Annotated in this window: 11 protein-coding genes and 2 pseudogenes; 7 read left to right on the top strand and 6 right to left on the bottom strand. The window is 72.7% G+C overall.

Features of this window, described 5'->3' with window-relative positions; translation table 11 throughout:
- Positions 1 to 207: hypothetical protein (locus HGA02_RS04165; RefSeq protein WP_210728147.1), on the top strand; the 207-nt coding region annotated here is incomplete at its 5' end.
- On the opposite strand, the gene HGA02_RS04160 is transcribed toward HGA02_RS04165, so the two are convergent.
- The 4 genes from HGA02_RS04160 to HGA02_RS04145 all read right to left on the bottom strand — a co-directional run bounded on the left by HGA02_RS04160 (position 194) and on the right by HGA02_RS04145 (position 3586).
- Positions 194 to 1795: a cellulase family glycosylhydrolase gene (locus HGA02_RS04160; RefSeq protein ID WP_168677870.1), complete on the bottom strand. Its 1602-nt coding sequence runs from the start codon at positions 1793 to 1795 to the stop codon at positions 194 to 196. The two genes, HGA02_RS04165 and HGA02_RS04160, sit on opposite strands and share 14 nt — an antisense overlap.
- A 134-nt stretch (positions 1796 to 1929) precedes the next feature.
- Positions 1930 to 2691, bottom strand: a complete 762-nt coding sequence (locus tag HGA02_RS04155; RefSeq protein ID WP_343035258.1) for a class I SAM-dependent methyltransferase — start codon at positions 2689 to 2691, stop codon at positions 1930 to 1932.
- 44 nt (positions 2692 to 2735) lie between these two features.
- Positions 2736 to 3095 (bottom strand): VOC family protein, encoded by a 360-nt coding sequence (locus HGA02_RS04150; RefSeq protein ID WP_168677868.1) that lies wholly within the window; start codon positions 3093 to 3095, stop codon positions 2736 to 2738.
- 14 nt (positions 3096 to 3109) lie between these two features.
- Positions 3110 to 3586, bottom strand: coding sequence for an SRPBCC family protein (locus HGA02_RS04145; protein WP_168677866.1), 477 nt, complete (start codon positions 3584 to 3586; stop codon positions 3110 to 3112).
- A 16-nt stretch (positions 3587 to 3602) separates the two neighbouring features.
- Between HGA02_RS04145 and HGA02_RS04140 the strand changes: the two genes are divergently transcribed.
- Positions 3603 to 3929, top strand: coding sequence for an ArsR/SmtB family transcription factor (locus HGA02_RS04140; protein WP_210728146.1), 327 nt, complete (start codon positions 3603 to 3605; stop codon positions 3927 to 3929).
- A gap of 17 nt (positions 3930 to 3946) precedes the next feature.
- Here HGA02_RS04140 and HGA02_RS04135 read toward each other — a convergent pair whose 3' ends face one another.
- Positions 3947 to 4738, bottom strand: coding sequence for an SDR family NAD(P)-dependent oxidoreductase (locus HGA02_RS04135; RefSeq protein WP_168677862.1), 792 nt, complete (start codon positions 4736 to 4738; stop codon positions 3947 to 3949).
- A 117-nt stretch (positions 4739 to 4855) separates the two neighbouring features.
- On the opposite strand from HGA02_RS04135, the gene HGA02_RS04130 reads away from it, so the two are divergent.
- The gene (locus tag HGA02_RS04130; protein WP_168677860.1) at positions 4856 to 5383 is read left to right on the top strand and encodes a MarR family winged helix-turn-helix transcriptional regulator; all 528 of its coding nucleotides are present in this window, start codon (positions 4856 to 4858) and stop codon (positions 5381 to 5383) included.
- Positions 5384 to 5471: 88 nt separating this feature from the next.
- Positions 5472 to 5828: pseudogene (locus HGA02_RS21800) on the top strand (cold-shock protein); the annotation flags it as partial.
- A 192-nt stretch (positions 5829 to 6020) separates the two neighbouring features.
- Here HGA02_RS21800 and HGA02_RS20745 read toward each other — a convergent pair.
- A pseudogene (locus tag HGA02_RS20745) lies at positions 6021 to 6800 on the bottom strand (LacI family DNA-binding transcriptional regulator); the annotation flags it as partial.
- 172 nt (positions 6801 to 6972) lie between these two features.
- On the opposite strand from HGA02_RS20745, the gene HGA02_RS04120 reads away from it, so the two are divergent.
- From HGA02_RS04120 to HGA02_RS04110, 3 genes are all read left to right on the top strand, one after another.
- Positions 6973 to 8121 carry a substrate-binding domain-containing protein gene (locus tag HGA02_RS04120; RefSeq protein WP_168677858.1) on the top strand — a complete coding sequence of 383 codons (1149 nt, stop codon included), beginning with the start codon at positions 6973 to 6975 and terminating at the stop codon, positions 8119 to 8121.
- A gap of 71 nt (positions 8122 to 8192) precedes the next feature.
- The gene (locus tag HGA02_RS04115; protein ID WP_168677856.1) at positions 8193 to 9251 is read left to right on the top strand and encodes an ABC transporter permease; all 1059 of its coding nucleotides are present in this window, start codon (positions 8193 to 8195) and stop codon (positions 9249 to 9251) included.
- Positions 9251 to 10024 carry an ATP-binding cassette domain-containing protein gene (locus tag HGA02_RS04110; protein ID WP_168677853.1) on the top strand — a complete coding sequence of 258 codons (774 nt, stop codon included), beginning with the start codon at positions 9251 to 9253 and terminating at the stop codon, positions 10022 to 10024. The genes HGA02_RS04115 and HGA02_RS04110 overlap by 1 nt, the downstream gene beginning before the upstream one ends.
- Positions 10025 to 10109 lie beyond the last annotated feature (85 nt).

Below are 10109 nucleotides of genomic sequence, written 5' to 3'. Positions count from 1 at the left end.
GACGCGATGGGCCTGCGCAGCCGGGCCGACGGCAAGATCGAGCTCGACCCGATCGACATCGACTGGCCGTACTTCACGGCGAACAACGTCCGGTACCACGACCGCGACCTCACGGTGACGTGGGACGGCCGGGCGCCTCGACCCCGACCTCGCGGAGTGGTGAGACGCCCGGCCCGGGCCGGTCAGGGCGCGGTCAGCGGCCCATGATCGCGTCGATGATGCCCTGCTGGGTCACGGTCGCCGACGCCCGGTCGAACAGCGCGAACCCGTACTGGCCGTTGTGCCCGTTGTCCCAGTAGGCGGTGGCGGCGCCGTACTTCGTGGCGGTCGCGACGAGCGTGCGGGCGTAGTCGGCGCGGTACCGGTTGTTCGTCGGGTCGGCCGAGGTCTTGTCGATCGAGCCGTACTCGCCGACGAAGACGGGGTAGCCCTTCGAGGTGAACGCGTCGTACGTCTTCTTGAGCTGCGCGTCCATGAAGTCCTGCTGGCCCCACGACGTCTTCCTCGACGCGTCGGTCGCGTTCGGGCCCCACTGCGTGTAGGTGCCGTTCTCCGCGCCGGTGAAGTCCCACGGGTCGTAGTAGTGCACCGAGATCATGAGCCGCTTCTCGTTGCTGGGGATCGCCGACGACCGGTTCTGGTCGGTCGGGATGACGAACCCGTAGCTGCCGGTCGTGTAGTCGATGTTCGTGTTCCAGCCCGGGACGAGCAGCCAGCGCGACGCGTTGTTGCCGCCCGTCTTGCGGACGGTGTCGACGAAGATCTGGTTGTACGCGTTGATGTTCGAGTAGCAGGGCTGCGTCGGGTTGCCGTACTGCCCGTCGAAGTTCTCGTTCATCGACTCGAGGATCAGGCGCCCGCCGTACGTCGTGAACTCGGACGCGACCTGCTGCCAGACCTTCTGGTACTTCTCCTTGATCGCGGTCTGCGAGGCCGCGTCGCAGATGAGCCACGCACCGCTGACGCTCTTGTAGCCGTCGCCGTGCATGTTGATGACGACGTACAGCCCGCGGTCGTAGGCGAGGTCGACGACCTGCTGGATCCGGTCGAGCCACGCGGCGTCGACGGTGTAGCTCGGCGCCGGCCCGATCTTCGCCAGGTACGAGACCGGGATGCGGATCGTCGAGAAGCCCGCGGCCTTGACGCGGTCGAGCAGCGCGCCGGTGATGACGGGGTTGCCCCACGCGGTCTCGCTCGGCACGCCGTTGATGTTGGCCTCGAGCTGGTTGCCGAGGTTCCAGCCCTTGCCCATCGCGGTGACGAGCTGCGCGGCGGTGCCGCCGATCGGTCCGGTGGTCGTCGTCGGCGTCGGGGTCGGCCGCGGCGTCTGGGTGGGTGTGGGCGTCGGGGTGGGCGACGTGGTCGGCGTGCTGGTCGGGGTGACCGGGCTGCCGGTGCACGCGACGCCGTTGAGCGTGAACGCGGTCGGCGCGGGGTTGGACCCGGACCACGTGCCGTTGAAGCCGAACGACGCGGTGCCGCCCGTGCCGATCGACCCGTTCCAGGCCGCGTTCCGCACGGAGACGGCGGCGCCGGACTGCGTGACCGACCCGTTCCACAGCTGGGCGACGGTCTGGCCGGCACCGAACGAGAAGCGGACGTCCCACGAGGAGACGGGGTCACCGAGGTTGGTGACGCGGACGTCGGCACCGAAGCCGCTCTGCCACTGGTTGGTGACGGCGTAGTCGACGCGACAGCCGGCCGCGGCGCTCGCCTGGTCGGCGACGACCAGCGAACCGGCGACGGCGACCGCGGCGGCCGCGGCGACGGACAGCACCTTGCGAAGCGAGCGCACGGGACTTCCTCTCGGACGGGGCGGCCGAGGGCAGGGCGGCCCCGGCGACGGACTCGCAGCCCACCAGAAGGAGGTCGCGCGCGCAGCCGTCGAAACGCTTCACCTCGCAAGCGGTTCGACGATGTCTGCCGACGTCAGGCCGCGGTCCCCAGGACCACGATCGCCGTCGCGGCGACCACGAACGGCGGCGGGCCGAACCGCTCCGCCGCCCGCCGTCGAACCGCCTCACGCACGTCGTCGTCGAGCGTCGCGAGGTACGCGCCGGCCGGCCCGACGGCGAGCAGGAACGGGTCCCACCACTGAGCGAACGACGCGAACGTGAGCGTGACCGGCACCTCCTCCACCCGCAGGTCGACGAACCCGGCCGTCGCGCACAGCTCCGCGACGTGCTCCTCGACCCACAGCAGGTCGCTGCTCTCGCTCACGCGACCGGTGTCGACGTCGCGCACCGCCTGCCAGAAGGTCGACGCGGCGCCGCGGTCGTGCACGTGGTCCCACACGCTCACCGCCACCCGACCGCCCGGCCTCGTGACGCGCCGCATCTCGTTCAGCCCGGCGACGGGGTCCGCCATGAACGTCACGACGAGGCTCGCGACCGCGACGTCGAACGCGTCGTCGTCGAACGGCAGGTCCTCGGCGCCGCCGAGCCGCACGTCGACGCCCGGGAGCCGCTCGCGCACGGCGGCGACGAAGGGCTCGGTCGGGTCGACCGCGCTGACCGCGTCGGCCCCGAGCGTCTCGACGAGCACCTCCGTGACGACGCCGGGACCACAGCCCACGTCGACGGCCCGCTGCCCCGGCCGCACGTCGAGCAGCTCGACGACGCGGCGCGCGAGCGGCCGGGAGAACCGGCCCATGAACCGGTCGTACGCGTCGGCGCCCGCCCCGAACCCCACGGGACGACGGTAGGACCGTCAGCCCGCGGCGGGTAGGGGGCGGCTCACTGCGGGGGTTCCTGGTAGAGCCCGACGACGCTCCCGCCGGGGTCGCGGAACCGCGCGGTCAGCTCGCCCGGGTCGCCGCCGGGCGGCTGGACGATCGCGCACCCCTCGGCCGTCACGCGCTCGACGGCTGCGGCCAGGTCGTCGACCCAGACGTACACGAGCACCCCGGGCGGCGTCGGCTCGCGGTGCGGCACCCAGTGCCCGCTGACCTCGTCCGTCGCGTCCTCGAAGAACCAGGTCCCGTGCGCCTCCCGGACCTTCCAGCCGAAGACGCGCGCGTAGAACTCCGCCGACGCCCGCGGGTCGACCGCCGGCAGCTCGACGTGGCAGATATTGCCGTGTCCCAGGGTCGCCATGGTTGCGCCTCCCGTCAGGCGTAGAAGCCGTCGCGCAGGTTGATGCCGTGCTCGAGCCACGCCTTGAGCGCGGCCAGCATGCCGGTCCAGCCGGCGCAGTTGCCGAAGGCGTTCTTGGCGCCCTCCGCCGTGGGCAGCCAGGACGACTCGGTGATCGTGACGAGCGTGCGGGTGTCGCCGTCGAGCGGCTCGAGCTCGAACATCGTCCGCGTCGTCCCGGCGTCGCCGGTGGTCGCCTCGCCGCCCCACTCGACGACGATCCGGCGCGGCGGGTCGGCCTCCACGACCGTGACGGGGAAGCCGCCGGGGAAGTCGTGGAACTCCCAGGTGACCACGGCGCCGGTCTCCAGACGGCCGCGTGCGCCGCCGGTCGTGAAGTACCGCGAGAGCTGCTCCGGGTCGGCGATCGCCTCGTAGACCTCGGCAGTGGGGCGGCTCACGCGGCCGGAGACGGTGAAGGACAGCGCGTCGAGACGGTCGGTGTCATTCATGTTGTACTTTTATCACATGTCCGCACCGGCCGACCAGACCTCCGACGACGACCGGGTGTTCAAGGCCCTCGCGTCGCCGGTGCGGCGCCGCATGCTCGACGCGCTCAAGGAGTCGACGCACACGACCGGGTCGCTGTGCGCGCTGCTCCCCGACCTGGACCGGACGACGGTCCTCCAGCACCTGCGCGTGCTCGAGGCGGCCGACCTCGTGACCGGGCGCAAGGTCGGGCGCGAGCGGCACCTGTCCCTCGCACCGCTGCCCATCAAGCGCATCCACGACCGCTGGATCAGCGACTACGCCCGCGCGGCCGTCGAGCTCCTCGAGCGCCTCGACGACGCGTAGCGCGGCCGCCGCACCCGTCACGTCGACGTCGTCAGCACCCCGCCGTCGGCCCGCACGGCCGCGCCGTTCGTCGCGGAGGACAACGGGCTCGCCAGGTAGGCCGCGAGGTGCGCGATCTCGCGCGGCTCGATGAACCGCTGCAGGAGCGACGTCCGGTTGCCGGCGGCGATCGCGCCCTTCAGCTCGTCCGGCGTCGTGCCCTGCGCGGCGGCGATCTCGGTGACGGTGGCGGCGACGCCGTCGGAGTACGTCGGCCCGCCGAGGATCGTGTTCACGGTGACGTCGGTGCCGCGCGTGAGCTTCGCCAGGCCGTTGCCGAGCGCGATCATGCCGGCCTTGGTGAACCCGTAGTGCAGCATGTCGGCGGGCACGTCCACGCCCGACTCGCTGCTGACGAAGATCACGCGACCCCAGCCGCGCGCGAGCATGCCGGGCAGCAGGTGCCGCGACAGCCGCACGCCGCTCATGACGTTGACCTCGAAGTAGCGCTGCCAGTCGTCGTCGGTGAGGTGCTCGAACGGGGCGAGCTCGAACACGCCGACGTTGTTCACGAGGACGTCGACGTCGCCCAGGTCGTCCAGGAGCCGACGGACCTGCGACGCGTCCGCGAAGTCGGCGACGACGGCCGAGACCTCCGCGCCCGGCACCTCGGCGTCGAGCCGGCGCACGGCCGCGTCCGCCCGCTCGGCGCTCCTGCCGTTGATCACGACCGACGCGCCCTCCTCGAGCAGGGCCCGCGCGACGGCGAAGCCGATGCCCTGCGTCGAGCCGCTCACGAAGGCCCGCTTCCCCGTCAGCTGCAGATCCATGCTGTCCTCACATCCTGGTGGAGCACTTTCCTGATCGAGTGAACCGTACGGGCGTTCACTTTCCTGATCAAGTCATGGTCGCCGCCCGGGCGGCGCGCGTTCCCGTACGCTGCACGCATGCCGGACCCCGTCGACGCGCCGACCCTCCGCGGCGAGGACCTCGAGACCTGGTCCTCCCTGGCCACCGTCCTCGAGTGGCTGCCGGCCGCGCTCGACGCGCAGCTGCAGCGCGACGCCGAGCTGTCGCACTTCGAGTACGGCATCCTCTACGCGCTCGCCGACGCACCGGACCGCACGCTCCGCATGAGCGTCCTGGCCGGGTACGCCAACAGCTCGCTGTCCCGGCTCTCGCGCGCGGTGGCGCGGCTCGAGACGCGCGCCTGGGTGCGTCGCGCCCCCGACCCGGCCGACGGCCGCTACACCCTCGCCACGCTGACCGAGCTCGGTGCGGAGAAGCTCCACGAGGCCACCCCCGGCCACGTCCGCACGGTGCACCGGCTGGTCCTCGACCCCCTGACGCAGGCGCAGGCCCGGCAGCTGCGCGAGATCAGCCGACGGATCATGCGCGCGATGCGCGACGACGAGGGGTGGACGCCGTCGTCGACGCAGGCTCGCGCGGACGACGGCGCACGTCAGCCCCGCTGAGGCGCGTGCCGCCGCGACGCCGGGCGGACGTCGGCCTCCGGTGGGGGGAGACTGGTGGGCAGCACCATCCATGGACGAGGAGTGAGCCGTGCCCCAGGGAACTGTCCGTTGGTTCGACGCCGAGCGAGGCTTCGGCTTCCTCGACCTCGGGGACGGAGCCGACGACCTGTTCGTCCACGCGTCCGAGATCGTCGGCGACGACGGGCCCCGGGTGCTCCGCGAGGGGCAGCAGGTCGAGTTCGAGGCCGGTGAGGGCGACCGTGGTCCGGTGGCGCGCCGCGTCCGGGTCATCGGCGGCGTGGCCGCCGACGCCGCGCTCGGCGTGCTCGGCACCGTCAGCTGGTACGAGCCCGCCAAGGGCTACGGGTTCGTCGCCCCCGACGGCGGCGGCGCCGAGATCTTCCTGCACAGCTCGGCCATCGTCGGCGGCGGCGTGGTCGCGGAGGGGCAGCGGGTCGCGTTCCTCGTCGTGCCGGGGGAGAAGGGCCCGCAGGCGGACCACCTCCTCCCGCTCGGCGCTGAGGCCGCGTCGACGTCGAGCGCCGACAGGGCTGACGGTGCCGACGGCACGGTGACCTGGTACGACCCGGACAAGGGCTTCGGTTTCGTCGTCCAGGACGACGGCGACGTCGTGCTGCATGCCGAGCGACCGCAGCGCGCGGATCGCGCCGATCGTCACGAGGTTCTGGCTCGTGAACAGCGCCGTGGGCGGGTCGTCCGAGCGCAGCAGCCGGAACGTCGCGTCGAACGCGAGCTCGACGGTGTGCAGGTCCTGGACCACGAGCTGGTCCTCCGCCGGGACGCCCGCCTCCGCGGCGGCCTGACGGAACCCGTCGAGGCGCTGCGCAGCCGTCGCGATCGTCGACAGGTCGCCCAGGTGCGCGATCCGGCGGTGGCCGCGGCGCAGCAGGTGCGCGGTCGCGCCGCGGGCTCCTGCGACGTTGTCGACGACGACGCTGTCGACGTCGATCCCGACGGCGGCGCGGTCGACGGCCACGACGGGTGTGCCGGCGTCCATCTCCGGCCGGAGGTACGACTGGTCGCCCCCGGTCGCCGACAGGATGAGCCCGTCCACGCGACGCGACACGAACGTCCCGACGAGGGCGCGCTCGCGCTGCGGGTCCTCGTCGCTGCTCGCGGACAGCACCGAGACGCCGCGGGACTCCGCCACGTCCTCGACGGCACGGTGCACGGCCGCGCAGTACGGGTTGTCGACGCTCGACAGCAGCAGCCCGATGCTCTGGGTCCGCCGGACGCTGCGGCGCAGGTTGCCCGCGAAGGGGTCGGGCTGGAAGTGCAGCTCGCGTGCCGCGCGGTTGACGCGCTCGGCCGTCGCGGCGGCCACCCCGGGCTCGCCGTTGACGACGCGCGAGACGGTCTTGATGCCCACGCCGGCGCGCTCGGCGACGTCGCGCATGGTCGCGCGGGCGCGTCGGGGGGACCCGTTGGTGTCCGCCGGTTGAGACATCGTTGTCACCGGCCAACCGTAGCGCGGGCGCGAACGCTTGACGGTCCTCGGAGGCGCTGTGTAGACAGTCCGATGACAACGGTGTCAGCGGCCAGTCGGCCGCACGGTTGGAGGGGGCTCCATGACCACCACACGCAGACGTCCTTCCTCGGTCCTCGTCCCGGCAGGGCGCCGGACCCGGACCCGTATCGCGCTCGCGACCAGCACGTTCGTCGTCGCGGGGATCCTATCGACCGCCTGCTCGTCCGACTCCGGGTCCGGCTCGGGCGACGGCGCGTCCGGCGGCGCCGACGGCGACGACACCGTCGCCGTCTCGCTCATCGTCAAGACCACGACCAACCCGTTCTTCGTCGCCATGCAGGAGGGCGCGCAGCAGGCCGCCGACGCCGAGGGCGTCGACCTCACGCTTGCCGCCGGTCGCGAGGACGGCGACGAGGACACCCAGATCCAGGCCATCGAGAACGCCATCTCGCAGGGCCAGGACGGCATCCTCATCACGCCCAACGGCCCCGCGGTCGTCGACGCCGTCGAGCGGGCGCGCGAGGCGGGCCTCTACGTCATCGCGCTCGACACCCCGCCCGAGCCCGCCGACGCGGTCGACATCACGTTCGCGACCGACAACGTCGACGCGGGCCGCCGGATCGGCGAGTGGACCGCCGCGACGCTCGGGGGTGAGGACGCCGTCATCGCGCTCCTCGACCTGTTCGACGACCGCATCGTCAGCGTCGACCACTCGCGCGACCAGGGCTTCCTCGAGGGCATGGGCATCGACACGGCCGACGACCAGGCGAACGGCGACGAGGCGAAGACGGGCGACTACTCGGGCGGCAGCTACACGATCGTCTGCAACGAGGCGACCGGCGGCGCGGAGGACGGCGGCGCGACGGCCATGGAGAACTGCCTCTCGCAGAACCCCGACGTCAACGTCGTCTACACGATCAACGAGCCCGCCGCGTACGGCGCCTCGCAGGTGCTGGAGAGCGCCGGGAAGTCCCCCGAGGACGTGCTCCTCGTGTCGGTCGACGGCGGCTGCGCGGGCGTCGGCTACGTCGAGAACGGCATCCTCGACGCGACCTCGCAGCAGTACCCCGTGCGCATGGCCGAGGAGGGCGTCACGGCGATCGCGCAGCTCGCCCGCACCGGCGAGAAGCCCGAGACGACCGACGGGCTCGACTTCTTCGACACCGGCGTCGCGCTCGTCACCGACGAGCCCGCGGACGGCGTCGACAGCATCACGTCCACCGACGCGAAGGAGATCTGCTGGGGCTGACCGCCCCGGGCGGCGACCGGGCCCCGCACCCGGTCGCCGTCGTCCGCCGATCCCGCACCCGAGGAGGAGACGTGACCTCACGTACCGTCCCGCCGGCGGCCGCACCCGCGCCCGCCGCCCCCCAGCCGCACGTCGCCGACGAGTTCCTGCGCCAGCAGTCCACCGCCGGCCGCATCCAGTCGGTCCTGCACCGGCACCCCGCCCTGAGCCCGGCCCTCGTGCTCGTGCTCTCCGTCGTCGTCTTCGGGCTGCTCAACGACCGCTTCCTGCGGCCCGAGAACCTGTCGCTCGTGACCCAGCAGGTCGCGGTGGTCGGCGCGCTCGCGGTCGGCCAGACGCTCATCATCCTGACCGCCGGGATCGACCTGTCGGTCGGCGCGATCATGGTCCTGTCGTCGATGGTCATGGCCCAGACCGCCGTCACGAACGGCCTGCCCGGGCCCGTCGCGCTCGCGCTCGGCCTCGCCGTGGGGCTCGTCGCGGGTGCCGTCAACGGCCTCCTCGTGACTCGGCTCAAGCTGCCGCCCTTCATCGTCACGCTCGGCACGCTCAACGTGTTCCTCGCGCTGACGCTGCTCTACTCGAAGGGCGCGACCGTGCGCGGCGGCGAGCTGCCGTCGCTGCTCACGTGGACCGGCGAGGCGTTCACCGTCGGCGGCGTGCGCGTGACCGTCGGCGTGCTCGTCATGCTCGCGATGTACGCGGTCGTCGCGTACGCGCTCGGCCGCACCGCGTGGGGCCGGCACGTGTACGCGGTCGGCGACGACAAGGAGTCCGCCGCGCTCGCCGGCATCCGCGTGCCGCGCGTGCTGCTCAGCGTCTACGTCACCGCGGGCGGGCTGTTCGCGCTCGCGGGCTGGATCCTCGTCGGCCGCATCAACGCCGCGAGCCCCAACGCGGCGGCCGAGGCGAACCTCGACTCCATCACCGCGGTCGTCATCGGCGGCACGAGCCTGTTCGGCGGCCGCGGCGCGGTGTGGGGGAGCCTGCTCGGCGCGCTCATCGTCGGCGTCTTCCGCAACGGGCTGTCCCTCGCGGGCGTCGACGTGCTCTACCAGACGCTCGCCGTCGGCGTGCTCGTCATCGTCGCGGTCGCGGTCGACCAGTGGATCCGGAAGGAGCGTGCGTGATGACGCAGGACAGCGCACGGACACCCGTGCTGCAGGCGACGGGCCTCGTCAAGACGTTCGGGCGCGTCGTCGGCCTCGACGGCGTCGACCTCGAGCTCTACCCGGGCGAGGTGCTCGCGATCATCGGCGACAACGGCGCCGGCAAGTCCACCCTCGTCAAGTGCCTGTCCGGCGCGTACACCCCGGACCAGGGCCAGCTGCTCCTCGAGGGGCGGCCCGTGACGTTCCACGGGCCGCAGGAGGCGCGCGCCGCGGGCATCGAGACGGTCTACCAGAACCTCGCCGTCTCCCCGGCGCTCGACATCGCCAGCAACCTCTACCTCGGGCGCGAGCAGCGCCGCAGCGGCGTGCTGGGCTCGGTGTTCCGGATGCTCGACACGGCGGGCATGCGCGAGCGGTCCGAGCAGCAGCTCAAGGCGCTCGGCATCAGCACCCTCCAGGACGTCACGCAGGCCGTCGAGACGCTGTCCGGCGGGCAGCGTCAGGCCGTCGCGGTCGCCCGGGCGGCGGCGTTCGGGTCGAAGGTCGTCATCCTCGACGAGCCGACGGCCGCGCTCGGCGTCCGGGAGTCGGCGCAGGTGCTCCAGCTCGTGCGCGACCTGCGCGAGCGCGGGCTGCCCGTGATCCTCATCAGCCACAACATGCCGCACGTCTTCGAGGTGGCGGACCGGATCCACGTCCAGCGGCTCGGCCGCCGGGCGGCGGTCATCACCCCGGAGACGCACTCGCCGAGCGAGGCCGTCGCCCTCATGACGGGCGCGCTCGCCGCCTGACCCGCCCTTCCGCGGGTCCCCGTCGGGACCGTCCACGCACACGACGCGGGGACGGTCCCGGCGCGGCGCGCGCGGCGAGCGCCGT

It is taken from the genome of Cellulomonas septica (assembly GCF_012396155.1).
GTDB classification, from domain to species: Bacteria; Actinomycetota; Actinomycetes; order Actinomycetales; family Cellulomonadaceae; genus Cellulomonas; species Cellulomonas septica.
This window is presented reverse-complemented; position numbering and strand designations above follow the sequence as displayed.

Coding starts and splice junctions, on each gene's coding strand:
- HGA02_RS04145 (WP_168677866.1), bottom strand. CDS start 3,586: ATGAATGACACCGACCGTCTCGACGCGCTGTCCTTCACCGTCTCCGGC.
- HGA02_RS04140 (WP_210728146.1), top strand. CDS start 3,603: ATGTCCGCACCGGCCGACCAGACCTCCGACGACGACCGGGTGTTCAAG.
- HGA02_RS04110 (WP_168677853.1), top strand. CDS start 9,251: ATGACGCAGGACAGCGCACGGACACCCGTGCTGCAGGCGACGGGCCTC.
- HGA02_RS04135 (WP_168677862.1), bottom strand. CDS start 4,738: ATGGATCTGCAGCTGACGGGGAAGCGGGCCTTCGTGAGCGGCTCGACG.
- HGA02_RS04120 (WP_168677858.1), top strand. CDS start 6,973: ATGACCACCACACGCAGACGTCCTTCCTCGGTCCTCGTCCCGGCAGGG.
- HGA02_RS04150 (WP_168677868.1), bottom strand. CDS start 3,095: ATGGCGACCCTGGGACACGGCAATATCTGCCACGTCGAGCTGCCGGCG.
- HGA02_RS04130 (WP_168677860.1), top strand. CDS start 4,856: ATGCCGGACCCCGTCGACGCGCCGACCCTCCGCGGCGAGGACCTCGAG.